24 protein-coding genes and 1 pseudogene are annotated in these 25365 nt (G+C 39.3%); 21 read left to right on the top strand and 4 right to left on the bottom strand.

All coding sequences use genetic code 11. The features are described from left to right. From HT714_RS01505 to ftsY, 12 genes are all read left to right on the top strand, one after another. Window positions 1–222, top strand: a 222-nt coding sequence (locus tag HT714_RS01505; RefSeq protein ID WP_173251373.1) for an LPXTG cell wall anchor domain-containing protein, incomplete at its 5' end; no start/stop codon positions are given. Window positions 223–526: 304 nt separating this feature from the next. Then, window positions 527–1858, top strand: coding sequence for a glycosyltransferase (locus HT714_RS01500; RefSeq protein WP_173251371.1), 1332 nt, complete (start codon window positions 527–529; stop codon window positions 1856–1858). An 8-nt stretch (window positions 1859–1866) separates the two neighbouring features. Next, complete coding sequence (locus HT714_RS09560; RefSeq protein WP_240148086.1) at window positions 1867–2283, top strand: hypothetical protein; 417 nt, start codon at window positions 1867–1869, stop codon at window positions 2281–2283. Between the two features lie 62 nt (window positions 2284–2345). Next, a complete protein-coding gene (locus HT714_RS09555; RefSeq protein ID WP_240148085.1) occupies window positions 2346–2675 on the top strand; it encodes a hypothetical protein in 330 nt (109 codons plus the stop codon). 171 nt (window positions 2676–2846) lie between these two features. Beyond that, window positions 2847–3122 (top strand): hypothetical protein, encoded by a 276-nt coding sequence (locus tag HT714_RS09550; protein ID WP_240148084.1) that lies wholly within the window; start codon window positions 2847–2849, stop codon window positions 3120–3122. Beyond that, complete coding sequence (locus HT714_RS01490; protein ID WP_173251368.1) at window positions 3106–3810, top strand: acylneuraminate cytidylyltransferase family protein; 705 nt, start codon at window positions 3106–3108, stop codon at window positions 3808–3810. Before HT714_RS09550 ends, HT714_RS01490 begins: the two co-directional genes overlap by 17 nt. Then, complete coding sequence (locus HT714_RS01485) at window positions 3807–4685, top strand: glycosyltransferase family 52 (protein ID WP_173251366.1); 879 nt, start codon at window positions 3807–3809, stop codon at window positions 4683–4685. Before HT714_RS01490 ends, HT714_RS01485 begins: the two co-directional genes overlap by 4 nt. A 160-nt stretch (window positions 4686–4845) precedes the next feature. After that, window positions 4846–5544, top strand: coding sequence for a ribonuclease III (rnc, locus tag HT714_RS01480; protein WP_173251364.1), 699 nt, complete (start codon window positions 4846–4848; stop codon window positions 5542–5544). Continuing rightward, on the top strand, window positions 5535–9074 hold the full coding sequence (smc, locus tag HT714_RS01475) for a chromosome segregation protein SMC (protein ID WP_173251362.1): 3540 nt from the start codon (window positions 5535–5537) through the stop codon (window positions 9072–9074). Before rnc ends, smc begins: the two co-directional genes overlap by 10 nt. After that, window positions 9071–9865: an HAD family hydrolase gene (locus tag HT714_RS01470; RefSeq protein ID WP_173225830.1), complete on the top strand. Its 795-nt coding sequence runs from the start codon at window positions 9071–9073 to the stop codon at window positions 9863–9865. Before smc ends, HT714_RS01470 begins: the two co-directional genes overlap by 4 nt. Beyond that, window positions 9865–10683, top strand: coding sequence for a Cof-type HAD-IIB family hydrolase (locus HT714_RS01465; RefSeq protein WP_173225832.1), 819 nt, complete (start codon window positions 9865–9867; stop codon window positions 10681–10683). Before HT714_RS01470 ends, HT714_RS01465 begins: the two co-directional genes overlap by 1 nt. 3 nt (window positions 10684–10686) lie before the next feature. Then, window positions 10687–11949 carry a signal recognition particle-docking protein FtsY gene (ftsY, locus tag HT714_RS01460; RefSeq protein WP_173225834.1) on the top strand — a complete coding sequence of 421 codons (1263 nt, stop codon included), beginning with the start codon at window positions 10687–10689 and terminating at the stop codon, window positions 11947–11949. 45 nt (window positions 11950–11994) lie between these two features. Here ftsY and zwf read toward each other — a convergent pair whose 3' ends face one another. The 3 genes from zwf to HT714_RS01445 all read right to left on the bottom strand — a co-directional run bounded on the left by zwf (window position 11995) and on the right by HT714_RS01445 (window position 16538). Continuing rightward, entirely contained in the window at window positions 11995–13482 is a 1488-nt protein-coding gene (zwf, locus tag HT714_RS01455) for a glucose-6-phosphate dehydrogenase (RefSeq protein WP_173225836.1), read from the bottom strand. A gap of 150 nt (window positions 13483–13632) precedes the next feature. Continuing rightward, window positions 13633–14373 carry an amino acid ABC transporter ATP-binding protein gene (locus tag HT714_RS01450; RefSeq protein ID WP_084887071.1) on the bottom strand — a complete coding sequence of 247 codons (741 nt, stop codon included), beginning with the start codon at window positions 14371–14373 and terminating at the stop codon, window positions 13633–13635. Continuing rightward, on the bottom strand, window positions 14373–16538 hold the full coding sequence (locus HT714_RS01445; RefSeq protein ID WP_173225838.1) for an ABC transporter substrate-binding protein/permease: 2166 nt from the start codon (window positions 16536–16538) through the stop codon (window positions 14373–14375). Before HT714_RS01445 ends, HT714_RS01450 begins: the two co-directional genes overlap by 1 nt. A gap of 174 nt (window positions 16539–16712) precedes the next feature. Here HT714_RS01445 and HT714_RS01440 point away from each other — a divergent pair, with 174 nt between their 5' ends. From HT714_RS01440 to HT714_RS01420, 5 genes are all read left to right on the top strand, one after another. Further along, window positions 16713–17666 (top strand): CPBP family intramembrane glutamic endopeptidase, encoded by a 954-nt coding sequence (locus HT714_RS01440; RefSeq protein WP_173225840.1) that lies wholly within the window; start codon window positions 16713–16715, stop codon window positions 17664–17666. Between the two features lie 76 nt (window positions 17667–17742). Further along, the gene (uvrB, locus tag HT714_RS01435; protein WP_173225842.1) at window positions 17743–19731 is read left to right on the top strand and encodes an excinuclease ABC subunit UvrB; all 1989 of its coding nucleotides are present in this window, start codon (window positions 17743–17745) and stop codon (window positions 19729–19731) included. 9 nt (window positions 19732–19740) lie between these two features. Continuing rightward, complete coding sequence (locus HT714_RS01430) at window positions 19741–20367, top strand: NAD(P)H-dependent oxidoreductase (RefSeq protein WP_173225844.1); 627 nt, start codon at window positions 19741–19743, stop codon at window positions 20365–20367. 14 nt (window positions 20368–20381) lie between these two features. Beyond that, window positions 20382–20870 carry a GNAT family N-acetyltransferase gene (locus tag HT714_RS01425; RefSeq protein WP_173225846.1) on the top strand — a complete coding sequence of 163 codons (489 nt, stop codon included), beginning with the start codon at window positions 20382–20384 and terminating at the stop codon, window positions 20868–20870. 68 nt (window positions 20871–20938) lie between these two features. Further along, complete coding sequence (locus HT714_RS01420) at window positions 20939–21406, top strand: 8-oxo-dGTP diphosphatase (protein ID WP_173251360.1); 468 nt, start codon at window positions 20939–20941, stop codon at window positions 21404–21406. Here HT714_RS01420 and HT714_RS01415 read toward each other — a convergent pair. Beyond that, window positions 21403–21471: pseudogene (locus tag HT714_RS01415) on the bottom strand (DNA-binding transcriptional regulator); the annotation flags it as partial. The gene HT714_RS01420 and the pseudogene HT714_RS01415 sit on opposite strands and share 4 nt — an antisense overlap. 143 nt (window positions 21472–21614) lie before the next feature. Between HT714_RS01415 and HT714_RS01410 the strand changes: the two are divergent. Genes HT714_RS01410 through HT714_RS01395 form a run of 4 tightly spaced genes read left to right on the top strand, consistent with a single transcriptional unit; the run spans window position 21615 to window position 25365 of the window. Further along, window positions 21615–22589 carry a LacI family DNA-binding transcriptional regulator gene (locus tag HT714_RS01410; protein ID WP_173251358.1) on the top strand — a complete coding sequence of 325 codons (975 nt, stop codon included), beginning with the start codon at window positions 21615–21617 and terminating at the stop codon, window positions 22587–22589. Beyond that, window positions 22589–23500: a ribokinase gene (rbsK, locus tag HT714_RS01405; RefSeq protein ID WP_173251355.1), complete on the top strand. Its 912-nt coding sequence runs from the start codon at window positions 22589–22591 to the stop codon at window positions 23498–23500. The genes HT714_RS01410 and rbsK overlap by 1 nt, the downstream gene beginning before the upstream one ends. Next, on the top strand, window positions 23475–23873 hold the full coding sequence (gene rbsD, locus HT714_RS01400) for a D-ribose pyranase (protein ID WP_000759835.1): 399 nt from the start codon (window positions 23475–23477) through the stop codon (window positions 23871–23873). Before rbsK ends, rbsD begins: the two co-directional genes overlap by 26 nt. 13 nt (window positions 23874–23886) lie before the next feature. Continuing rightward, window positions 23887–25365, top strand: coding sequence for a sugar ABC transporter ATP-binding protein (locus tag HT714_RS01395; RefSeq protein WP_173225852.1), 1479 nt, complete (start codon window positions 23887–23889; stop codon window positions 25363–25365).

The following is a 25365-nucleotide window of genomic DNA, read 5'->3' as shown; positions in this document are numbered from 1 at the left end:
CCAGAACCTAAACCAGAACCTAAGCCAGAGCCTAAGCCAGAACCTAAACCAGAGCCTAAGCCAGAAAATTCAAATAGTATCCAGCCAGAATCAAAGATATCAGAAGAAAAACTACCAAATACTGGTACAGAAAAAAATACTAATGTATCAACTATGGGATTACTAGCTATGGTAACAGGATTGGCATTAGGGTTATTTAAGAAAAAAGAAGAATCGGAATAATCTCTATGTTATTTTATCTATGTAATCATTCAGGGCATCTATTTAAAGGTCTATTTAATTATTTTCAAATAGATTATTGAGCATGATTTGATTTTTAATAGCTTCTAAATAAAATATTCTATACTGCTATATTTGGAATTTTTATAAGAAATTATTTTATATCGAGATTTGATGATACTGATAGAAAATTATTATTTTAAAGTAACTCTATCAGAACTTCAATTTTAAGAGATGAAAAATCTTTTCTCCCTTTTTGTGAGGGGAGATTTTTCACTTTTGTCAAATGAAAATAGGAGAGAGAAATATGTCAAGAATTATTACGCTTCATGCTTTTACACAAAAGCAAAGATATGGTTATGAAACTACACAATTTTATCGTGCAAAAATAGCAAGGTATTTAGGATGGGATTATCTACAGCTTGTGACAAATCCACAAGTTAGACCTGACTGGAAAGCTGATTTAAAAAAACTTGGATTTTTAGAAAAGGAATTGATTTGTGTTCCTCATAGTTTTTCTGATATAGGGCATGATTCCTTATCGGTTAAGCCTGAAACTCTCAATTTATCAGATGGTGATACGGTTGAACTCACTGCAGATGGTTTTGTCTCTTCTCTTACGTTAGGAGATGGATCAGGTCGTTACTATTATACAAGTGGTCCATTTCTTTTTGAAAGTTTTAAGGAAAAAGAGTTACAGTGGTTTCATAAAAACGGAGACTTAGCACTTGAGGGACGTTTCATAGACCCATTCATAGAACCTTCTCCTGTTTCTATATTCTATCCAGAATATATTTTTAGAAAAGATGGTATTATCTATTCTGAAGAAGATTTGCTTATTACATTTTTAATTGATACAATCAAAGATAAAGATTTAATTATCCGTGATCAGCACATTATACCTAAGCCTAGTCTCTGGAGATATATGGAGAATACTGGAAAAAAATATTATGAAATGATACATTCAAATGTGAAACTAAATCTTTCTAACGCAAATCTAAGAAAAAAGAATAACTATCTAGTTGCAAGTGAATTGCTAACAGAATCATTGCGTCAGCTAGATTATAACGCAATATTTTTAGCTCCCATTTTTACAGAAAAGAAAGGGAAAGTTAAAGAAATCGGTCCTGTTTTAGACTATTGTTTAGTGGGGCATATGGAGGAAATAAAGAATATTGATCTGGTTATTGAAGTTTTTACGGAATTATATAAACGTGGCTCAAATGTTCATATTACCTTTTATGGTGGATCAGAAAAAAGATTACAGCAACTTCGGAATCAGTATAACCTCCCACCAACAATTCAATTAAAAGGAATGGTGGATAATGTTCCCTATAATCAACACCAATGCTATCTGTCTGCTAGTTATACTGAGTTATTTTCAAATGCCTGTGTAGAAGCTTTGAGCCATGGTTTACTAGCCTTGCTATCAGATGTTGATATTGCTCATCGTTTTTACGCCAATCAGTCAAATGCCATTCGTCTCTTCCAGAATAAGGGACAATTGATTCAAATGATAGAAGAGATGGAGCAGGCGAGCTATCGCCAGTCAAATGCAGAAAATATTGCCCTAGCGGCTCACTATTCACTAGGGACAGTGGCCCAAAGCTATCGTGAACTACTAGATAGGGAATTCTAGTTATCCTATTGCTCTATTTCTGCTTGATTTCATGGACTGCTTATCGGAAAAAAGGGAGAGAGGAGGATTATTATCAGGTTAAGAAAGCTGTTCCTGTGACAGTTCTGGCCTTCTCAGTCTTTGCAACCTTGCTCAACCCCATTTCCTTTCTGACTCTGGTGGAGAATGCCTATACAGGCAGGTCATATCTCTGGTTTGCCCAGTTTGGCATCTTTCTAGCCATTCCACTAGCTCATCGCTATTTTCTGCCCCTCTATCAAAAGGGAAACTATGAGATAGCCTATCATCTTTTAGAGGACAAGTTTCAATCGACTGGCATTCGTTCACTGACCTCAGGACTTTTCATCATTTACCAGTTGGGGCGAATAGCAGTGGTGACCTACTTGTTGTCTCAAACCTTAGCGCCCTTTACCCCTATCAATTAGCTGATCTTGTCTGGTTTACTCTTTCTCTTGACGGTCTATTATCTGGCAAGGGGTGGTGTCTTTTGGTTGTGCTGTGGACGGACTTCTTTCAGGGCTTGGTCCTACTGGCTATATTGGCCCTTTTTCTACCAAGAATTACCCAATCTGTTTTAGTCATGAATAGCAGTCAACAGCTATCTCACTTTGCAGAGACGCTGGATGGGAAGACGGTCTTTATCTTAGTTGCAGGAGCAGGTTTTAGTAGCTTGTTTTCCTACGTTTCTTCGCAGTATATTGTCCAACATTTTAACAGCAAAATGGGGCGTCGAAAAATTGGAAAAATCTTATGGCTACAGGGACTATTGTCCTTTGGGATTGTCAGTTTACTCTATCTGATTAGCACCTTTGTTTAGCAGTTTCATCCTGCTGGCTCTCTTGTAGCGGGTCAATCCACTATCTCATCCAGTATGAATGCAATTGTGACCTGCTTGAAGTTGGATTTCACTTGGTCAAAGATTCGCTGGTCACCAAGCCTCCTGTCCTTTGTCATAGCAGGTCTGTCTTGACTTCTCTGCCTCTTACTCATGAATGCAGAAATTTACTCCATCTACGAATGGATTAACGGCTTTATGGGTCTGACACTAGGTGTGATGGGTGGTTTGTACCTCTTGATCCTACTCCTAAAAAGACCGAGCTTACAACTGGCCAAAATCTATCTGGTCTTTAGTCTAGGAGCCTTGTTTCTCTATCATTACAGTGGTTTATTCGCCAACTCCAATACTTGGTTAAATAGCATCATCACCACCCTATCTGCCCTCTTTATTTCATTTCTAGGAAGACTATATGAAAGCAACATCTAAACCCATAGCCGTCATTTTGATCCGTTCGGGTTCACGTGGCTTAGTGGATAAAAATATCAAACCGCTTGCAGGCAAACCCTTGGTATTCTATACTATAGAAGTCGCTCTAGCCTCCAAGCTATTTAGTGAAATCTGGATCTCCTCAGACTCACTAGCCTATCTCGAACTCTGTCATCAAGCCTATCCAGAGATTCATTGTGTCCACAGACCAAAAGAGTTGGCTTTGGCAACAACCTCTAGTTTAGAGACCTTGCGAGACTTTTTACAGCCCTTTGAGGAAGAGCAGGTCTTTGTGAATCTACAGGTGACCTCACCCTTGAGAGAAGTGGAGCACCTCGTCGAGTCCTATCAACTATACTGTCAGTCTGGCGCCGACCATCTGATTTCCTGTGTTATGGCAGACAAGAGTCGTAGTCTTTACTTGCAATTAGCGGAGTCGTCATTTATCCGTCCGCCTCAGGTTTCCAAGCACTATGCTCGGCAGAAAGAACCTGTCTATTACTATCCAAACGGTAGTATCTGGATTTCTCGCAAGGATCGTTACCTACGAGATGAGACCTTTTACACAGATAAGACAGTAGCCTATGAAATGCCCAAACTCTATTCTTATGATATCGACGATGCCTTGGACTTTGAAGTCGTTGAGACCTTGTTACAACATCACCACCTAGGAGAATCAAAGAGATGAAAAATCTTATAATTGCTACAACGCCCTTGCAGGCCAAGATTGCACAGCATATCAAAGGATTCTATCTTGATCAGGACTTTGTTAGCCTTTATGTCAGTCCTGTAAAAAATGCTCGTCAGGAGCATTATGCTAAGAATTTTGACCATGTTCACTATCCTCAGGATGCAGAGGACTTGGCTCAGATTTGTCAGGAGCTTGCTGGCGACTATGACACCATCTTTTATGCTAGCTTTGACAATAGCTTGATTCTGGACTTGGTTGCTAGTTCAAATTACCATCACCTCATGAGTTTTGATGATGGCTATGCGGATATTTACCCTTTGGGAATGTATGCCCTCCCTCTTCAACCTATTCAGGTGGGACCTTTGGGCTTGACCAGAGATGACTTGATTGAGCGGACGGAAAAGCACTATACCCTCTATTGCAGTGACTACCATGTCGTAGCTAGAGAAAAGCTTGTTTATCTGGAGCATTTTTTTGACCTGCCACAAGCACCCGTCTCAAATGGTAAGACGGTCAAGATCCTGTTGGGGCAAAAGTTCTCTGAAGAGGACGATCAGATCTCCATCCGTTTTATCAGTACCTATGCCAAGGCCTTGGCAATTGATCTCTATCTGCCTCATCCCAAGGAAACCTTCACTATTCCAAACGTGACTTACTTGGAGACGGAGCTGATCTTTGAAGATGTCCTAGCCCAACTCATCCAAGAATACGAGTTCGTTCATGTCTATCATTTTACCTCATCCGTTAGCCTGCACCTTAAAGACCTGCCCCATGTGACCATCACGGGCATTTCCCTCCCCTACTACGAGGACCGTCAAAAAGAATTGCGACGCTTAGGTTGTCAGTTTGAAACGATTTCCCTTGGCTGGTAGCTTAAAGTAAATAACTTTTACCCGTTATTCTAATATTTTTCCATTTTAATAGTAGTCGATAAGTTCCCTTTAGTCTCTTGTTTTCTCCCGTTTTAAAGTGACTCAGGGGGCTTTTTTTGATATAATAAAAAGGACTGTTATCAGTTAGAAAGAGGTTGGTATGAAAGAATTACAAACTGTACTTAAAAACCATTTTGCAATCGAATTTGCAGATAAAAAGTTACTGGAGACTGCCTTTACTCATACGAGTTATGCCAATGAGCACCGCCTCTTAAAAATTTCACACAATGAGCGCTTGGAATTTTTAGGAGACGCTGTTCTACAGTTATTGATTTCAGAATATCTGTATAAAAAATATCCTAAAAAGTCTGAGGGTGATTTGTCCAAACTCCGTGCTATGATTGTCCGTGAGGAGAGTTTGGCTGGTTTTGCGCGTGATTGCCAGTTTGACCAGTTTATCAAGCTAGGTAAGGGGGAAGAAAAATCTGGGGGACGCAATCGTGACACCATTCTTGGTGATGCCTTTGAAGCCTTTCTAGGTGCCCTTCTTTTGGACAAGGATGTGGCCAAGGTCAAGGAATTTATCTATCAAGTCATGATTCCTAAGGTTGAAGCAGGCGAGTTTGAGATGATTACAGACTACAAAACCCATCTCCAAGAGTTGCTTCAGGTCAATGGGGATGTGGCTATTCGTTATCAGGTAATTTCTGAAACGGGTCCTGCCCACGATAAGGTTTTTGATGTAGAAGTTCTCGTTGAAGGTAAGAGCATTGGTCAAGGTCAAGGTCGTTCTAAGAAATTAGCAGAGCAGGAAGCTGCCAAAAATGCCGTTGAGAAAGGGCTGGATTCATGTATTTAAAGGAAATCGAAATTCAGGGATTCAAGTCTTTTGCTGACAAGACCAAGGTCGTCTTTGACCGAGGTGTGACGGCAGTCGTTGGACCCAATGGATCTGGAAAGTCGAATATTACAGAAAGTCTGCGTTGGGCTTTGGGGGAGTCAAGTGTTAAGAGTCTCCGTGGGGGCAAGATGCCGGATGTCATTTTTGCTGGAACAGAAAGTCGCAAACCGCTCAATTATGCTTCTGTTGTTGTGACTCTGGATAATAATGATGGATTTATCAAGGATGCAGGTCAAGAAATCAGGGTGGAACGCCATATCTATCGTAGTGGTGATAGCGAATACAAGATTGACGGCAAGAAAGTTCGTCTTCGTGATATTCATGACCTTTTCTTGGATACAGGTTTGGGACGAGATTCCTTCTCTATTATTTCCCAAGGGAAGGTTGAGGAGATTTTTAATTCCAAGCCTGAGGAACGCCGAGCTATTTTTGAAGAGGCTGCTGGAGTTTTGAAATACAAGACTCGTCGAAAAGAAACTGAGAGTAAACTGCAACAAACTCAGGATAATTTAGACCGCTTAGAGGACATTATCTACGAGTTGGATAATCAAATCAAACCTCTTGAGAAGCAAGCTGAGAATGCCCGTAAGTTTTTAGATTTGGAAGGTCAACGCAAGGCTATTTATTTAGACGTGCTGGTTGCTCAAATCAAGGAAAATAAGGCTGAACTAGAGTTGACAGAAGAAGAGTTGGCACAGGTTCAGGAACTCTTGACGAGCTACTACCAAAAGCGTGAAAAATTAGAAGAAGAAAATCAAACTCTTAAAAAGCAACGGCAAGATTTACAGGCTGAAATGGCCAAAGATCAGGGTGGTTTGATGGATTTGACCAGTCTAATTAGTGATTTAGAGAGAAAATTAGCCCTATCGAAACTGGAATCTGAGCAAGTAGCCCTGAATCAACAGGAAGCACAAGCTCGTTTGGCTGCTTTGGAGGATAAGAGAAATTCACTCAGCAAAGAAAAATCTGATAAGGAAAGCTCTATAGCTCTCTTAGAAGAAAATCTAGTCCAAAATAATCAAAAACTCAATCGTTTAGAAGCTGAATTGCTAGCTTTTTCAGATGATCCTGATCAAATGATTGAGCTCTTACGCGAACGCTTTGTAGCTCTTTTACAAGAAGAAGCGGATGTCTCAAACCAACTGACTCGTATTGAGAATGAGTTGGAAAATAGCCGTCAGCTTTCTCAAAAACAAGCAGATCAGCTACAAAAACTGAAAGAACAGCTGGCTACAGCTAAAGAGAAGGCTAGTCAGCAAAAAGAAGAGTTTGAAACTGCCAAGGAGCAGGTTCAGAAATTATTGGCCGACTATCAAGCTATTGCCAAGAAGCAAGAAGAGCAGAAAGCTTCCTATCAAGCTCAACAAAGTCAACTCTTTGACCGTCTGGATAATCTCAAAAACAAGCAGGCCAGAGCTCAGAGTTTGGAAAATATCCTTAGAAATCACAGTAACTTTTATGCAGGTGTTAAGAGTGTTCTCCAAGAAAAAGATCGCCTTGGTGGGATTATTGGTGCTGTTAGTGAGCATCTGAGCTTTGATGTGCATTATCAAACTGCGCTGGAAATCGCGCTAGGAGCCAGTAGTCAGCATATTATTGTGGAAGATGAACATGCAGCAACTAGGGCCATTGATTTTCTCAAACGAAACAGATATGGTCGCGCAACCTTCCTTCCTTTGACAACGATCAAGGCGCGTACGATTTCTAGTCAGAACCAAGATGATATTGCTGCAAGTCCAGGATTTCTGGGCATGGCAGACGAGTTAGTTACTTTCGATACTAGACTGGAAGCCATTTTCAAGAACTTGCTAGCTACGACGGCTATCTTTGATACAGTAGAACATGCGCGTGCGGCTGCTCGACAGGTTCGTTATCAGGTTCGTATGGTGACATTGGATGGGACAGAGTTGCGCACAGGTGGTTCTTATGCAGGTGGAGCCAATCGCCAGAACAACAGTATTTTTATCAAGCCAGAACTGGAGCAATTACAAAAAGAAATTGCTGAAGAAGAAGTAAGCTTGCGTTCTGAAGAGGTGGCTTTGAAGACCTTGCAAGACCAGATGGCAGTATTAACTGAAAGATTAGAAGCTATCAAATCTCAAGGAGAGCAGGCTCGTATTCAGGAGCAGGGCTTATCGCTTGCTTATCAGCAGACCAGTCAGCAAGTTGAAGAACTGGAAACTCTTTGGAAACTTCAAGAAGAGGAATTAGATCGTCTTACTGAGGGAGATTGGCAAGCAGATAAGGAAAAATGCCAAGAGCGCCTTGCTACCATTGCCAGTGAAAAGCAAAATCTGGAAGCTGAGATTGAAGAGATTAAGTCCAACAAAAACGCCATCCAAGAACGCTATCAAAACTTGCAGGAAGAGGTGGCGCAAGCACGCTTGCTTAAGACAGAACTGCAAGGGCAAAAACGTTATGAAGTGGCTGATATTGAGCGTTTAGGCAAGGAATTGGACAATTTAGATATCGAACAAGAGGAAATCCAGCGCCTTCTTCAAGAAAAGGTTGATAATCTGGAGAAGGTTGATACAGAATTGCTCAGTCAACAGGTTGAAGAAGCAAAAAACCAGAAAACAAATCTCCAACAAGGTTTGATTCGCAAGCAGTTTGAGTTGGATGATATTGAAGGGCAACTGGATGATATTGCTAGTCATTTGGATCAGGCTCGCCAGCAGAATGAGGAGTGGATTCGCAAGCAAACACGTGCTGAAGCCAAGAAAGAAAAGGTCAGCGAGCGCTTGCGCCATCTACAAAGTCAATTAACAGACCAGTATCAGATTAGCTATACAGAAGCTTTAGAAAAGTCTCATGAGTTGGAAAATCTCAATCTGGCAGAGCAAGAGGTTAAGGATTTAGAGAAGACTATTCGCTCACTGGGTTCTGTCAATTTAGATGCTATTGAACAGTACGAAGAAGTCCACAATCGTCTGGATTTCCTAAATAGCCAGCGAGATGATATTTTGTCAGCGAAAAATCTGCTTCTTGAAACTATCACAGAGATGAATGATGAGGTCAAGGAACGCTTTAAATCAACCTTTGAGGCCATCCGTGAGTCCTTTAAAGTGACCTTCAAGCAGATGTTTGGCGGAGGTCAGGCTGACTTGATTTTGACTGAGGGAGACTTACTGACAGCTGGGGTTGAGATTTCTGTTCAACCACCAGGCAAGAAAATCCAGTCTCTCAACCTCATGAGTGGTGGGGAGAAAGCCTTATCAGCTCTAGCCTTGCTTTTCTCTATCATTCGAGTTAAGACTATCCCGTTTGTTATCTTGGATGAGGTGGAAGCTGCGCTGGATGAAGCTAATGTTAAACGTTTTGGGGATTACCTCAATCGCTTTGATAAAGACAGTCAATTTATTGTCGTGACTCACCGTAAGGGAACCATGGCAGCGGCTGATTCTATCTATGGAGTGACTATGCAAGAATCAGGTGTTTCAAAGATTGTTTCAGTTAAGTTAAAAGATTTAGAAAGTATTGAAGGATGACAATTAAACTAGTAGCAACGGATATGGATGGAACCTTCCTAGATGGGAATGGGCGCTTTGATATGGACCGCCTCAAGTCTCTCTTAGCTTCCTACAAGGAAAAAGGGATTTACTTTGCGGTAGCTTCGGGTCGAGGATTTCTGTCTCTAGAAAAATTATTTGCTGATGTTCGTGATGACATTATTTTCATCGCGGAAAATGGCAGTTTGGTCGAATATCAAGGTCAGGACTTGTATGAAGCGACCATGTCTCGTGACTTTTATCTGGCAACTTTTGAAAAACTGAAAACGTCACCTTATGTCGATATCAATAAATTGCTTTTAACAGGGAAAAAAGGCTCTTATGTTCTGAATACGGTTGATGAGACCTATTTGAAAGAGAGCCAGCATTATAATGAAAATATCCAAAAAGTAGCGAGTTTAGAAGATATCACTGATGACATTTTCAAATTTACGACCAACTTCACAGAAGAAACGCTGGAAGCTGGAGAAGCTTGGGTCAATGAACATGTTCCTGGTGTTAAGGCCATGACAACTGGCTTTGAATCTATTGATATTGTTCTGGACTATGTCGATAAGGGAGTGGCCATTGTTGAATTGGCTAAAAAACTTGGTATCACAATGGATCAGGTTATGGCTTTTGGAGACAATCTTAATGACTTGCACATGATGCAGGTTGTGGGACATCCTGTAGCTCCTGAGAATGCACGACCTGAAATTTTAGAATTAGCAGAGACTGTAATTGGTCACCATAAGGACCAGTCGGTTATAGCTTATATGGAGGGCTTATAATGGCAGATATAAAATTGATTGCATTGGACTTGGATGGGACCTTGCTGACTACTGATAAAAGGCTGACGGATCGTACCAAGGCAACCTTGAAAGTTGCGCGTGATCGTGGTATTAAGGTTGTATTGACAACTGGTCGTCCCTTAAAAGCTATGGATTTCTTTCTCCATGAGCTAGGGACTGACGGCCAGGAAGATGAGTATACGATTACATTTAATGGTGGTTTGGTTCAGAAAAATACAGGTGAAATCCTTGATAAAACAGTCTTTTCATATGATGATGTGGCACGCTTGTATGAAGAAACAGAGAAATTATCACTGCCTCTTGATGCCATCTCAGAAGGAACAGTTTATCAAATCCAATCAGACCAAGACAGTCTTTATGCCAAATTCAATCCAGCTTTAACTTTTGTACCAGTTGACTTTGAAGACCTTTCTAGTCAAATGACCTACAACAAATGCGTGACTGCTTTTGCTCAAGGACCCTTGGATGCAGCTATTCAGAAGATTTCTCCAGAATTGTTTGAACAATATGAAATCTTTAAATCACGTGAAATGTTGCTAGAGTGGTCACCAAAGAATGTTCATAAAGCAACAGGTTTGGCAAAACTAATCAGTCATTTGGGAATAGACCAAAGCCAAGTCATGGCTTGTGGTGATGAGGCCAATGACCTTTCTATGATTGAGTGGGCAGGGCTCGGTGTTGCCATGCAAAACGCTGTTCCTGAAGTCAAGGCGGTTGCAAATGTTGTGACTCCTATGACCAATGATGAAGAAGCTGTTGCTTGGGCAATCGAAGAATACGTGCTAAAGGAGAACTAAGATATGGGATTGTTTGACCGTCTATTCGGAAAAAAAGAAGAACCTAAAATCGAAGAAGTTGTAAAAGAAGCTCTGGAAAATCTTGATTTATCTGAAGCTACTGAGACTGCCCTTACAGAAGCTGAGGAAGTTTCTCAAGAAGAAGCAGAAGTTGAAATTGTTGAACAAGCTGTGCTCCAAGAAGAGGAAATCCAAGATACAGTTGAAGAAAATAAGAATTTAGAGCCAGTTGTAGAAGTTCAACAAGAAGAAGTCGCAGAGGAAGAGAACCCTGAGCTTGAAGAAGCTGTGGAAGAAAATAATTCTGAAGTGCTTGAACCAGAAACTCCTCAAGCAGAAGAAACCGTTCAGGAAAAATATGATCGCAGTCTTAAGAAGACTCGTACGGGCTTCGGTGCTCGCTTGAACGCCTTCTTTGCTAACTTTCGCTCTGTTGACGAAGAATTCTTCGAGGAATTGGAAGAACTGCTGATCATGAGTGACGTTGGTGTCCAAGTCGCTTCTAACTTAACTGAGGAGCTACGCTACGAAGCCAAGCTCGAAAACGCCAAGAAACCTGACGTACTTCGTCGCGTCATCATTGAGAAATTGGTTGAGCTGTATGAAAAGGATGGCAACTACGATGAAAGTATCCATTTCCAAGATGGCTTGACAGTCATGCTCTTTGTTGGGGTTAATGGTGTCGGGAAAACAACCTCTATCGGGAAACTAGCCCACCGTTTTAAACAAGCTGGTAAGAAGGTCATGTTGGTTGCGGCAGATACCTTCCGTGCAGGAGCAGTAGCACAGCTAGCTGAATGGGGCCGTCGTGTTGATGTTCCAGTAGTAACTGGACCTGAAAAAGCTGACCCAGCCAGTGTGGTTTTTGATGGTATGGAACGTGCCGTGGCTGAGGGTATCGATATTCTTATGATTGATACAGCTGGTCGTTTGCAAAACAAGGAAAACCTTATGGCTGAGTTGGAAAAGATTGGTCGCATCATTAAACGTGTTGTGCCAGAAGCACCCCATGAAACCTTCTTGGCACTTGATGCATCAACAGGTCAAAATGCCCTGGTACAGGCCAAAGAATTTTCGAAAATCACTCCTTTGACAGGAATTGTCTTGACTAAGATTGACGGAACAGCTCGAGGTGGTGTGGTTCTAGCTATCCGTGAAGAACTCAATATTCCTGTAAAATTGATTGGTTTTGGTGAAAAAATAGATGATATTGGAGAGTTTAACTCAGAAAACTTTATGAAGGGTCTCTTGGAAGGCTTAATCTAATCAGAAGCAAAAATCCTGCAAGATACAAACTTGCAGGAAATTTTTTTATTCTAAACGACCATCTTGACGATAGGCGATATCTGGTTGCCAAGTCCATTTGGCACCGAATTTTTCAAGTAAGTCAAAGCTTGCTTGAGGTCCCATGCTTCCAGCTTTATAGTCATGAAGTGGGGCACCATTTTCAGCCCAGAGTTCTTCGATACGGTCAATCAATTTCCATGACGCACCAACTTCATCCCAGTGGCTAAAGTTTGTTGAGTTGTTATTTAAGACGTCATAAATCAATTTTTCGTATGGTTCTGGAGAAGCACCAGTTGCAGTCGCATCTGTACGGTAATCAAGTGAGTTAGGAGCCAAGTTAAATTCTTCTCCTACTTGCTTCCCATTTAGGCTAAGAGAGAAGCCTTCTGTTGGTTGGATATAGATGGTCAAAATGTTTGGAGCAAGTGGTTCTCCAAAGATAGAGTCCATTTGTTTAAAGACGATGTTGACATGAGTTCCTTTTTCAGTCAGACGTTTACCAGTGCGGAAGAAGAAAGGAACACCACGGAAGCGATCACTGTCCACAAAGAAGGCACCAGATGCAAAGGTTTCAGTTGTAGATTCTGGATTCACATTTGGCTCGCTACGATAAGAGATATATTTCATGCCATCAATCTTACCTGAACGGTATTGACCACGGATAAAGTGTTCTTTAAGCTCTTCATCCGTTGGATGATAGAGGTTTTTAAAGACCTTAATCTTTTCGGCACGGATCTCGTCTTTTGTGAAGCTTGCTGGCTTATCCATGGCAAGAAGAGAAAGAAGTTGCAAAGTATGGTTTTGTACCATATCACGGAGGGCACCAGATTGGTCATAGTAGCCACCACGTTCTTCTACACCCAAGCGCTCTGCAAAGGTAATTTGAACATTGTCGATAAAATCCTTGTTCCAAACATTTTCAAAAATCAGGTTTGCAAAGCGAACTGCAAAGATACTTTGGATCATTTCCTTACCAAGATAATGGTCGATACGGAAAATTTGTTCTTCGTTAAATGTTGCCAAGAGTTCGTCATTCAACTTGCTTGCAGTTGCATAATCTGTACCAAATGGTTTTTCAACGATTAAGCGTTCAAAACCTTTACCATCCACAATGTTTTCAGACTTGAGGTGTTTGGCGATAGTTCCAAAGAACTGAGGTGCCATAGACAAGAAGAAGAGCTTGTTGTGTTCAGCTTGGTACTTGTCATTTAGTTCAGCCTGCAATTGACGCAAAGCAATGTAGTGTTCCGTATCATTGACATCATGACTTTGATAGTAGAAGTGGCTAGCGAATTCTTGAGCCTGTTCGGTACTATCTGCCAAATCAAGGATCGATTCGACTACAACAGATTCAAAATATTCCTTACTCCAAGGACGACGGGCAGTTCCAATGACAGCAAAGTGCTCGGAAAGATTGCCGGATTTATATAGTCTAAATAGGGAAGGGTAGAGCTTGCGTTTAGCCAGGTCTCCACTCGCACCGAAAATTGTAACAATAACCTTAGATGACATCTAGCTACCTAATTTCTATTTTTATTCCTAGTCTTGCTAGGTATGAGGAAACCTCATTTCATAAACTTAATTCTAACATAATTTTCCGAAAAATCAAAAAATCCAATACGAGATAGAAAAAAACTGCAAGGAAATCCTTACAGTTTGAGTTTAGACGTTTAAGACCTTATCCAAGAAATCTTTCAGACGTGGGTGTTGTGGGTTGTCAAAGATTTGATCAGGTGTTCCGTCTTCAAGGAACTCGCCATCTGCAGTAAAGATAACGCGGTTGGCAACCTGACGAGCAAATCCCATCTCATGGGTTACGATAATCATGGTCATGCCTTGCTCAGCCAATTCCTTCATAACGTTTAGTACGTCTCCAACCATCTCAGGGTCAAGGGCAGAAGTTGGTTCATCAAAGAGCATGATGTCTGGATTCATTGCAAGTCCACGAGCGATGGCCACACGTTGTTTTTGACCACCTGATAGGCTATCTGGGTTAGCATTAGCTTTATCTGCTAGTCCAACCTTTTCAAGCAATTCCATTCCCAATTTTTCAGCTTCTTCCTTAGTCATCAACTTGTGCTCAATAGGAGCAAAGGTGATGTTGTCCAATACAGACATGTGTGGGAAGAGATTGAAGTGTTGGAACACCATTCCGATATTTTCACGGACGTGGTCAACGTTGGTTGTTTTTTCAGTTAAGTCATAACCGTTCACAGTGATGTGACCGCTAGTAACTTCTTCCAAAAGATTTAGGCTACGAAGGAAAGTTGACTTACCAGAACCTGAAGGACCAATGATACAAACAACATCTCCTTCATAGAACTTGGTCGTAATTCCTTTTAAAACTTCATTTTTTCCGTAGCTTTTGTGTAAATCATTTACATCAATTTTTAATTTTGCCATTAACGAATCCTCTTTTCTAAGCGTTTCGCTAGTTTAGTCAAAAGTGTGATAATTACAAGATAGAAGATAGCAAGGATTGCATACATCTTGAAACTTTGGTAGTTACGGGCGATGATAATCTTGCCAGTTTGGAAGAGTTCAACCAAACCGATAGCAGATACGATGGTTGTATCTTTAAGAGCGATAACGAATTGGTTAACAAAGTTTGGCAACATCAATTTAGTTGCTTGTGGCAAGATAATCTTACGCATGGTTTTTCCATAAGAGATACCCAAGCTTCGGCTGGCTTCCATTTGACCAACCGGAACAGCCTGAATACCACCACGAACGATCTCAGCGATATAAGCAGCCGCATTGAGCGATAGGGCAATGGTACCAGCTACAAAGTCGTTAATTGGACTTTGTTGTCCTGTGATAGACTCGATGAAATTTGGAATTCCCCAGAAGATGAAGGCTGCAAGAATCATCAATGGGATACCACGAATGACATCAACGAAAATCTCAGAGATCACACGAAGAGATTTGTAGGGGCTGACACTAAACATACCGAAGATAATCCCGATGACAATGGCAATAGCAAATGAGATAAGAGCTAGAGCAAGAGTGATACCAAGGCCACTAAGGAGCTGTTTGTAGTTGTTTTGAAGCAAGCCCCAGATAGTTGTTTCGTCAACAGTGCTTGTTGAAGCAGTTGATGACTCACTAGCTAGGTATTTGTCAAGAATCTTTTGGAATTCTCCGTTTGCTTTAAGGTTTGCAAGTCCGTTATTGAACATTTCAATCAGTTCTGGATTTGATCCTTTTTTAACGGCAAAGGCTGTTTCACCGATTGGAGTTCCAGCGATTGGAGTTTTCAATTTTTGTCCTTGGCTGATAGAATATTTGAGAACAGGCTCATCATCCATAACCGCATCGATGGCACCAGTATTTAAACTGTCATACATTGATGAACCATCAGCGAAGGTTTTGATTTTGTAGCCGTATTTGCTTTGATTTTCTGTTAGGAAGGTTTGAGAAGCCGTTCCGTTTTTAACACCAACTGTCTTCCCTTTTAAATCTTCATAAGAAGCAATGGTGCTTGATTCTTTGACACCAAGGATAGTATTGGCAGTGTAGTAGGATTCTGAGAAGTCAAAAGTTGCCTTACGAGCATCTGTGACAGACATACCAGCAATGATACCATCAGCTTGTCCAGCTTGAACAGCACTGATAGCAGCATCGAAACCAGGGTTGGTGATTTCAATTTCAAAACCTTGGTCTTTAGCGATTGCCTTAATCAATTCCATATCAATACCAGTAAATTGGTTACTTGAGTTTTGGAAAACAAAAGGTGCAAAAGAAGAATCGCTGGCAATAATGTATTTAGCTTTAACAGGAATGGCTTTTAATCCTGCTAGAGTAGTTGTAGTTGGCACTGCTGAAGATGATGAAGCAGTCCATTTCTTAATGATTTTATCAAGACTACCATCTTTTTTCATTTCAGCCAAGGCTTGGTTAAATTCAGTAACTAGGTGCTCGTATTTGCTTCCTTTTTTAACACCGAAAGCAAAGCTACCTACAGCTTCCCCATCCATTTCAATATGGAGGTCTTGCCCTTGGTTAATGGCATACTCTATAACAGGTTTGTCATCCATCATGGCATCGATGGCACCAGCACTCAAGCTGTTGTTCATCAAATCACCAGTGTCAAATGTTTTAATAGTGAAGCCGTATTTATCTTTGATTGTTTCAAGGAAACGTTGAGCGGCTGTTCCGTTTTTAACACCAACAGTTTTGCCAGTTAATTGGTCGTACTTGCTAATTTTGTGTGCCTTTGTAGTTGCAATGACAACTTTTGTATCATAGTAAGTATCAGACATGGTGAAGACTTTTTCACGTTCTTTCGTCTTTGTCATCCCTGCCATGATAGCGTCAGCTTGACCAGCTTGAACCGCATTGACCGCTGCATCAAATCCAGGATAGGACATCTGAATATTCCATCCTTTAATCTCTGCGACTTTGTTAATAATGTCAACATCAATTCCTTTATAAGTTTGATCTGAATCTTTAAACTCAAAAGGTGCATAGGCGGTATCAGACACAATCTTAATCGTCTCTGCTTTTGCAATACCTAATGAGAAAATTGGGAATAAAATTAGCAAAAATGCTAGAAATTTTTTCTTCATTTTTAGTCTCCTTTTCCGAATATTTTTCCATTATATCAGAAAAAGTAAAAAAAGGCAAATTTTTATATTTTTGTGTCAGAAAATGTAACATTGTTTTTCTTTTCTTTCTTTCTTGAACTGCTACCACAAAGTGCTATAATAATAGTATATAATAGAAGAAAAGAGGACAGAGATATGAAGAACAAAAGAATATTTAAAGACTTCCAAACTTCAAAAATGAGTTTAAACATTTACACAAGCCCCTTGTTAGCTCTATTTTTCGTCTATATATCTGAGTTCATATCTTCTCTATTTTTTGGCCTTAGTTTTTTAGCATTGATCGGGCTATTTGGCAATCTTGGTATGGGTGGTCAAAGAATTGCAGATTTCCTTCAAATGTTATTTCAGAATTTATCTGATAAAACAAGTGACATCCATTTAATATTTGAATTATTGTCCTTTGGTTTTATCATCTTAACTGTGTTTAGATGGACTAGAAAAGTAGAGAAAAGACCGATTCGAACCTTGGGATTCTATAAAGAAAATTTTTTAAGTGCCTTATTTAAAGGATACGGTCTTGGTCTATCCCTCTTTATACTTGCTTTGGCTGGACTAGTAGTGTTGGGGCAGTATCAATTTGACTCCATTCACTTGGATACTTATTCGCTAGCTTTTACTTTATTTACAATACCTTTTTGGATTTTACAAGGAACGGCAGAAGAATTGGTTACTCGTGCTTGGCTGATTCCACAATTGGCTAAGAGAACTAATCTTAAAGTCGCTATTATCATATCTAGTAGTCTCTTTACCTTACTTCATTTAGGAAATCCAGGCATAACTTTCTTATCTGCAATTGATCTCTTTTTATTCGGAGTTGCCATGTCCCTATATCTTCTTAAAACAGATACTATATGGGGTATAGGTGGTATTCATGGAGCTTGGAATTTCGCACAGGGAAACCTCTTTGGAGTATTAGTTAGTGGTCAGTCTTCAGGAACCTCAATCATGAAATTTACTCCACAAGGCAATCAAGACTGGCTTTCTGGTGGGTCTTTTGGTATTGAGGGTTCCATCGTGTCCAGTATTATTTTGTTTGTGCTGATTCTTTATCTCGCTTATCAATTAAAGAAAGAAAATGAAAGGATGTGACTTCGGTCCGTCCTTTTCTTCGTGAAAATGCTACAAGTATGCTAAAATAGGAATAGCACATCGAGAGAGGATTCTTATGATCAATCGCATTACAGATAATCAATTTAAACTAGTATCAAAATATCAACCATCAGGAGATCAACCCCAAGCTATCGAGCAGTTGGTTGATAATATCGAGGGTGGAGAAAAAGCTCAGATTCTGATGGGGGCGACCGGAACAGGGAAGACCTATACCATGAGTCAGGTCATTTCTAAAGTCAGTAAACCAACTCTGGTCATTGCCCACAATAAAACTCTGGCAGGACAACTTTATGGGGAGTTTAAGGAATTTTTCCCTGAGAATGCTGTTGAGTACTTTGTGTCTTACTATGATTATTACCAACCTGAGGCCTATGTCCCTTCTAGTGATACCTATATTGAGAAGGATAGTTCTGTCAATGACGAGATTGACAAGCTCCGCCACTCAGCTACTTCAGCCCTTCTTGAGCGTAACGATGTTATCGTCGTGGCTTCTGTCTCTTGTATCTATGGTTTGGGTTCGCCCAAGGAATACGCTGACAGTGTTGTGAGTCTGCGTCCAGGTCTTGAAATTTCTCGTGATAAACTCTTGAATGAATTAGTTGACATCCAGTTTGAACGTAATGATATTGATTTCCAACGGGGAAGATTTCGTGTGCGTGGGGATGTGGTGGAGATTTTCCCAGCTTCCCGTGATGAGCATGCCTTTCGAGTAGAATTTTTTGGAGACGAAATTGATCGTATTCGTGAAGTGGAAGCTCTGACAGGTCAGGTATTGGGAGAAGTGGATCATTTGGCGATTTTCCCAGCTACTCACTTTGTGACCAATGACGACCACATGGAAGTTGCCATTGCTAAGATTCAAGCAGAGTTGGAAGAGCAACTAGCTGTCTTTGAAAAGGAAGGCAAATTGCTTGAAGCCCAGCGCTTGAAACAACGGACAGAGTACGATATCGAAATGCTGCGTGAGATGGGCTACACCAACGGGGTTGAAAACTATTCACGCCACATGGATGGACGTAGTGAGGGTGAGCCTCCTTATACGCTCTTAGATTTCTTCCCAGATGATTTCTTAATCATGATTGATGAGAGCCACATGACCATGGGACAAATCAAAGGCATGTACAATGGAGACCGTTCTCGTAAGGAAATGCTGGTGAATTATGGTTTCCGCTTGCCATCAGCTTTGGACAATCGTCCTCTCCGTCGGGAGGAGTTTGAGAGTCATGTCCATCAGATTGTTTACGTTTCAGCGACACCTGGTGACTATGAAAATGAACAGACTGAGACAGTGATTGAGCAAATCATTCGTCCAACGGGACTCTTGGATCCTGAGGTGGAAGTTCGTCCGACTATGGGACAGATTGATGACCTCTTAGGTGAAATCAATGCCCGTGTTGAGAAAAATGAGCGTACCTTTATCACCACTTTGACCAAGAAAATGGCAGAGGACTTAACCGACTACTTCAAGGAAATGGGCATCAAGGTCAAGTACATGCACTCGGATATCAAGACTTTAGAGCGGACAGAGATTATCCGTGACCTGCGTTTGGGTGTCTTTGATGTCTTGGTCGGAATCAACCTCCTCCGTGAAGGGATTGACGTTCCTGAGGTAAGCTTAGTTGCCATTCTCGATGCTGACAAAGAAGGTTTCCTTCGTAACGAGCGTGGACTCATCCAGACCATTGGTCGTGCTGCTCGTAATAGTGAGGGACATGTCATTATGTATGCGGACACTGTGACCCAGTCTATGCAACGTGCTATCGATGAAACGGCCCGCCGTCGCAAAATCCAGATGGCTTATAATGAAGAACACGGTATTGTGCCTCAGACAATCAAGAAAGAAATCCGTGACCTGATTGCCGTGACCAAGGCAGTTGCTAAGGAAGAAGAAAAAGAGGTCGATATCAATAGTCTCAACAAACAAGAACGCAAAGAACTTGTTAAGAAACTGGAAAAACAAATGCAAGAAGCCGTCGAAGTGCTTGACTTTGAACTAGCAGCTCAGATTCGTGATATGATGCTGGAAGTCAAGGCGTTGGATTAGGGGAATTTTATGAATATTTTAGTTATTAATGGACATCCTGATAAAGAAAGTTACTGTCAAGCAATTTTTCAAACGATTGTAGAAAGTATAGACTCAAAGAGACATGAACTTGAAGTGATTAATCTTAATGAGGAAGAGTTTGATCCTGTTTTACGTTATGGTTATCGGCAAAGGATGGAGGACGATCCGTTTATTCTACGCTCTCAATCATTAATCCAGTGGGCAGATCATTTCATTTTTGTTTATCCTATTTGGTGGAGTAGTATGCCTAGTCTATTGAAGGGCTGGATTGATCGTGTTTTTACGCCAGGCATTGCATACTCTGCAAATAATCGAGGAAGCTTTATTTTGAACTACTTGAGAGGTAGACAGTTCAAAAAGTTACTAAAAGGAAAAACAGCTAGTATCTATGCAACTTCTATGGCACCAACTTGGTGGTACAAAGTATTTTCAGGTCCTATTAACATTCCAGACAGTTATGGAATATCGGTATTAAAGAATGCTGTATTGAATCACTGTGGCATAAAAACAAAGAGGGTTTCAATCTTAGGAGAGTTAGGCCGTGAAGTAAATACAAGTTCAACAAGACAAAAATTTCTACAAAAAGTGGCAAAGGAAGTTAGGGTGTTGAATTAAGGAGAAGAAAACAAATGACGGTTATTATCAAATCAATGGAAACTCCTGAAGAGATAGAAGATAAATCCCTCGTTCACTGGCAAACGTGGAGAGAGGCTTATGATAACCTTTTGCCTGCAGAATTTCAGGAGACAATGACATTAGAAAGATGCCGATTCTTTAGTCAAAAGTATCCAGAAAATACATTGATTGCGATGGATGGCGTGAAGGTGGTTGGTTTTATCAGTTATGGTAATTTTCGTGATGAGACTATTCAAGCTGGTGAAATTATTGCTTTATATGTTTTAAAAGACTATTACGGAAAAGGCATTGCACAAAAGTTAGTGAGAGCAGCTTTGACTGCTCTTGATCATTTTTCTGAAATTTTCTTATGGGTATTGAAAGATAATAAGCGCGCCATTGCTTTCTATCAAAAAATGGGTTTTACTTTTGATGGCCAAGAAAAAATCCTTGAACTTGGAAAGCCTATAAAGGAAAAACGGATGGTGTTCTATTCTAAATAATTCTCAAAAGTAAAAGCTAATATGGTACCAAGTCTGAAAATTTAATAAATTAGAAAGCGAGTAAATCCATGTCCCGTTCCCAATTAACGATTTTAACAAATATTTGTCTGATTGAAGACCTAGAAAACCAGCGCGTGGTGATGCAGTATCGCGCTCCTGAAAACAATCGCTGGTCTGGTTATGCCTTTCCAGGAGGTCATGTAGAAAATGGCGAGTCTTTTGCAGAGTCAGTCATTCGTGAAATCTATGAAGAAACAGGATTGACTATCCAAAATCCTCAACTTGTCGGTATTAAAAATTGGCCACTAGATACAGGTGGGCGCTATATTGTCATTTGTTATAAGGCGACTGAGTTCTCTGGTACCCTTCAATCTTCAGAAGAGGGAGAAGTTTCTTGGGTGCAAAAAGACCAGATTCCAAACTTGGATCTGGCCTATGATATGTTACCCTTGATGGAGATGATGGAAGCTCCCGACAAGTCAGAGTTTTTCTACCGCCATCGTACAGAAGATGGCTGGGAAAAGAAAATCTTCTAGTCTTTTACTAAATAACCGAGCTGCTCCAAGGCCTCCTCGATATAGTGGAGGTCTTGTTGTGTTTCTTGTGTAATAGTAATAATATATTTGGAAAAATATATGTACTCTGAAATAAATTTAAAATATTTTTAGAAAAGTATTGACAAATCAAAAGAAAACGTTTACTATAGAATAAGGGAACGGTTCCACAACGTAAGAAGGAGGAATGATGACTACAATAAAACAGGTTGCTGAAGAAGCTGGAGTATCAAAATCAACGGTTTCAAGATATATATCAAAAAAAGGTTATGTTGGAGATGATGCGAGAGAGAAAATAAAAAATGCGATTAAAAAATTAAATTACACACCAAATGTATTAGCACAATCTTTGAAAACTAAAAAAAACCAAATGGTAGGACTCTTATTACCAGATATTTCAAATCCCTTCTTCCCAAGATTGGTTCGAGGCGCTGAATCATATTTGAAAGATAAAGGTTATAGAATTATGGTTGGTACGATTTCAGACCAAGAATCTTTGAGTGAATATGTTAATTTACTGTTAAAAACAAATGCTGCTGGCATTATTACTACACATGACTTCACAAAAGAATATCCGGATTTATCATTACCTGTTGTTGTAGTTGACCGAATTAGTAAAGATACAGGTTACGGTGTTTTTTCTGATAATCAGTCAGGTGGTCGTTTGGCTGCTGAAGCAATCTGTAATGCAGGTGCTAAACAAGTTCTGATTATTAAAGTTTTAGATGATAAAGCCGAGAATATCGCGGAACGGTTTGAAGCAAGTTTAAACTATTTGAGGAATAAATCTTTAGAGATTCGTATTGAAGAAAGTGAAACGTTTGACTTTAAAAAAATTCAAAAAGAAGCTAAAGAGAATCTAAAAAGAAATCCAAATATTGATAGTATTATAGCACCTTCTGATATTCATGCAATAGCTTATATTCATGAAATTTTAGCAATTGGGAAAAAAATTCCAGATGATATTCAAATCATTGGTTATGATGATATTGTACTTAGTCAATTTATTTACCCTTCTTTATCAACTATTCACCAATCATCATATAAAATGGGAGAACAGGCTGCAAAGCTAATCTATAATATGGCAAATAAGTTCTCTATAGATGAAGCTAAAATTAAACTACCTGTTAGATACGTAGAAAGAAATACATTAAGGAGAAAGTAATGAGTAAAATTGTTGTTGTTGGAAGTATTTCAATAGACTTAGTTATGAGAACAAAAAGGATTCCAGAAGGAGGTGAAACGATTTTTGGGGATTCGTTTAATATAGTTCCAGGTGGAAAAGGTGCAAATCAAGCTGTAGCTATTGGTAGATTATCCAGTGTAGAAGATAATATTTACATATTTGGAAACGTCGGAGAAGATATTTTTTCAGCAGATTTACTAAGTAATCTGCAAAATAATAATATTTCTACAGAACATGTGGGAACGGTACCACAATTTACGGGAGTTGCACAAATTACTTTATATGGAGGTGATAATAGGATTATTTATTATCCCGGAGCGAATAATTTAGTTAAAACAAATGATTGGAAAAATGAGTGGGAATTGATTAGTGATGCAAGTATTGTTGTATTACAGAATGAAATACCACATGAAGCCAATCTATCTATAGCTAAATTTTGCCAAGAAAATAAAGTTAAGGTGCTTTACAATCCTGCACCAGCTAGAGAAACAGATATAGAGATGATTCCTTTTTGTGATTTTATTACTCCTAATGAGCATGAATGTTCAGAGCTTTTTCCAGATAAGAAATTAGAAGAAATTATTAAAATTTATCCTAATAAAATGATTGTGACATTAGGAGTTGAAGGTTCCATTTATTATGATGGGGCAGTAGTTCAGAAGATTCCTGCTATAAAAGCAGAAGTAGTTGATACTACAGGAGCAGGAGATACATTTAATGGTGCTTTTGCTTATGCTATCTCAAAAGGAAAAGAGATGAATGTTGCATTGTCCTTTGCAACAATTGCTTCACATCTTTCTGTTCAAAGATTTGGAGCGCAAGGAGGCATGCCGAGTTTGAAAGAAATAAAGGAGCATTCAGGATATGAAGAAATATGGGATTTTAAATAGTAATATAGCAAAACTAGCTGATGATTTAGGTCATATGGATTTGGTTTGTATCGGAGATTTAGGATTGCCAGTTCCAAAAGGTGTTGATAAAATTGATTTAGCATTAAGAAAAGGTAGTCCAAGTTTTTTAGAAGTTTTAAAAGAATATTCAGATCATGTACTTATTGAAAAAATTTTCTTAGCAGAAGAAATTAAGGAAAAAAACAAAGAACAGTGGCAAGCAGTTCTAGATCTTTTAGGATCGAATATAATTATTGAATATATTAGTCATGAAGAATTGAAAGCTATGAATACTAAAGTTAAGGCAGTTATTCGCACTGGGGAAGATACACCATATTCGAATATAATCTTGCAATCAGGAGTTATTATTTAGAAGGGGGTTGCCTATGAAAATTGAAATGAAGAACATTTCAAAATCTTTTGGGAATAATCGTGTTTTAGAAAGTATTGATTTGGTTCTTAATTCAGGAGAAGTTCATGCTTTAATGGGAGAGAATGGTGCAGGCAAATCAACTTTAATGAATATTTTAACTGGACTTTTTCCAGCTACTTCAGGAACTATTTTTATTGATGGAAAAGAAAAAATATTTTCTAATCCTCAAGAGGCAGAACGGTTTGGACTGAGTTTTATTCATCAGGAAATGAATACTTGGCCAGATATGACTGTACTTGATAATCTTTTTTTAGGAAGAGAAATAAAAAATTCGATTGGGTTTTTAGATAAAGCTAGTATGGAAAGGAAAGCTAAAGAAGCATTTAAACGTCTTAATATATCTATTCCTCTCGATGCAATCATTGGTCAATTATCAGTCGGACAACAACAAATGATAGAAATAGCAAAATGTTTATTATCAGAAGTTTCCTTGTTAATTATGGATGAACCCACAGCAGCTTTAACTGATCGTGAAACTGAAACACTTTTTAAAGTGATAGAAGGATTAAAATCTGATGGTGTAGGTATTGTGTATATTTCACATCGGATGGAAGAAATCTTTAAGATTACAGATCTTATAACTGTTATGAGGGATGGGTTTGTAATTGATACTAAGAAAACGAAGTTAACTAATGCGGATGAATTAGTTCAGAAGATGGTAGGTCGTGAATTAGAAGATTATTATCCAGAAAAAAAGGCTGAGATTGGGAATGTTGTTTTTCAAGCTAAGAATCTTTCTGGTGATGCTTTTACGGATATTTCTTTCTATGTACGTCAAGGGGAAATTCTTGGTTTTTCTGGTTTGATGGGTGCTGGTCGTACTGAAATAATGCGAGCAATTTTTGGAATTGATTCTTTAAAATCTGGTCAAATTATAATAAACGAAGAACAACTGATAATTAAAAATCCTTTTGAAGCAATTAAGCATGGAATTGGTTTCTTAACAGAAGATCGTAAAGATGAGGGATTGATTTTAGATTTTTCTATTAAAGATAATATGACTTTACCTAGTACTCGTGATTTTGTTAAAAATGGCATTTTCGATAATAAAACAAGTGGTATATTTGTACAACGTTTAATAGATAGGCTACGAATTAAATCAGGTTATCCAGATAAGGAAGTTGGAACACTTTCTGGTGGTAATCAACAGAAAGTAGTTTTAGCAAAATGGATAGGTATTGCTCCAAAAGTACTGATTCTAGATGAGCCAACTCGTGGGGTAGATGTTGGTGCTAAGCGTGAAATTTACCAATTAATGAATGAATTGGCTGAACGAGGTGTGCCGATTATTATGGTATCTTCAGATTTACCAGAAGTGATCGGAGTCAGTGATCGTATTATGGTCATGCATGAAGGAAGAATTAGTGGAGAATTAACACGTCAAGAAGCTACACAAGAAAAAGTTATGCAACTAGCTACAGGAGGACAATAG

Origin of the sequence: Streptococcus sp. 3705, assembly GCF_013277145.1 — a bacterium.
Classification (GTDB): Bacteria; Bacillota; Bacilli; order Lactobacillales; family Streptococcaceae; genus Streptococcus.
This window is presented reverse-complemented; position numbering and strand designations above follow the sequence as displayed.

Excerpts from the sequence above, each read along its gene's own strand:
- HT714_RS01500 (WP_173251371.1), top strand. The coding sequence starts at position 527 with ATGTCAAGAATTATTACGCTTCATGCTTTTACACAAAAGCAAAGATAT.
- HT714_RS01440 (WP_173225840.1), top strand. The coding sequence starts at position 16,713 with ATGAAGAACAAAAGAATATTTAAAGACTTCCAAACTTCAAAAATGAGT.
- HT714_RS01470 (WP_173225830.1), top strand. The coding sequence starts at position 9,071 with ATGACAATTAAACTAGTAGCAACGGATATGGATGGAACCTTCCTAGAT.
- rbsD (WP_000759835.1), top strand. The coding sequence starts at position 23,475 with ATGAAGAAATATGGGATTTTAAATAGTAATATAGCAAAACTAGCTGAT.
- ftsY (WP_173225834.1), top strand. The coding sequence starts at position 10,687 with ATGGGATTGTTTGACCGTCTATTCGGAAAAAAAGAAGAACCTAAAATC.
- HT714_RS01395 (WP_173225852.1), top strand. The coding sequence starts at position 23,887 with ATGAAAATTGAAATGAAGAACATTTCAAAATCTTTTGGGAATAATCGT.
- HT714_RS01410 (WP_173251358.1), top strand. The coding sequence starts at position 21,615 with ATGACTACAATAAAACAGGTTGCTGAAGAAGCTGGAGTATCAAAATCA.
- HT714_RS01490 (WP_173251368.1), top strand. The coding sequence starts at position 3,106 with ATGAAAGCAACATCTAAACCCATAGCCGTCATTTTGATCCGTTCGGGT.
- HT714_RS01420 (WP_173251360.1), top strand. The coding sequence starts at position 20,939 with ATGTCCCGTTCCCAATTAACGATTTTAACAAATATTTGTCTGATTGAA.
- HT714_RS01430 (WP_173225844.1), top strand. The coding sequence starts at position 19,741 with ATGAATATTTTAGTTATTAATGGACATCCTGATAAAGAAAGTTACTGT.
- rbsK (WP_173251355.1), top strand. The coding sequence starts at position 22,589 with ATGAGTAAAATTGTTGTTGTTGGAAGTATTTCAATAGACTTAGTTATG.
- HT714_RS01445 (WP_173225838.1), bottom strand. The coding sequence starts at position 16,538 with ATGAAGAAAAAATTTCTAGCATTTTTGCTAATTTTATTCCCAATTTTC.
- rnc (WP_173251364.1), top strand. The coding sequence starts at position 4,846 with ATGAAAGAATTACAAACTGTACTTAAAAACCATTTTGCAATCGAATTT.
- HT714_RS01425 (WP_173225846.1), top strand. The coding sequence starts at position 20,382 with ATGACGGTTATTATCAAATCAATGGAAACTCCTGAAGAGATAGAAGAT.
- HT714_RS09550 (WP_240148084.1), top strand. The coding sequence starts at position 2,847 with ATGAATGCAGAAATTTACTCCATCTACGAATGGATTAACGGCTTTATG.
- HT714_RS01450 (WP_084887071.1), bottom strand. The coding sequence starts at position 14,373 with ATGGCAAAATTAAAAATTGATGTAAATGATTTACACAAAAGCTACGGA.
- HT714_RS01465 (WP_173225832.1), top strand. The coding sequence starts at position 9,865 with ATGGCAGATATAAAATTGATTGCATTGGACTTGGATGGGACCTTGCTG.
- smc (WP_173251362.1), top strand. The coding sequence starts at position 5,535 with ATGTATTTAAAGGAAATCGAAATTCAGGGATTCAAGTCTTTTGCTGAC.
- zwf (WP_173225836.1), bottom strand. The coding sequence starts at position 13,482 with ATGTCATCTAAGGTTATTGTTACAATTTTCGGTGCGAGTGGAGACCTG.
- uvrB (WP_173225842.1), top strand. The coding sequence starts at position 17,743 with ATGATCAATCGCATTACAGATAATCAATTTAAACTAGTATCAAAATAT.
- HT714_RS01485 (WP_173251366.1), top strand. The coding sequence starts at position 3,807 with ATGAAAAATCTTATAATTGCTACAACGCCCTTGCAGGCCAAGATTGCA.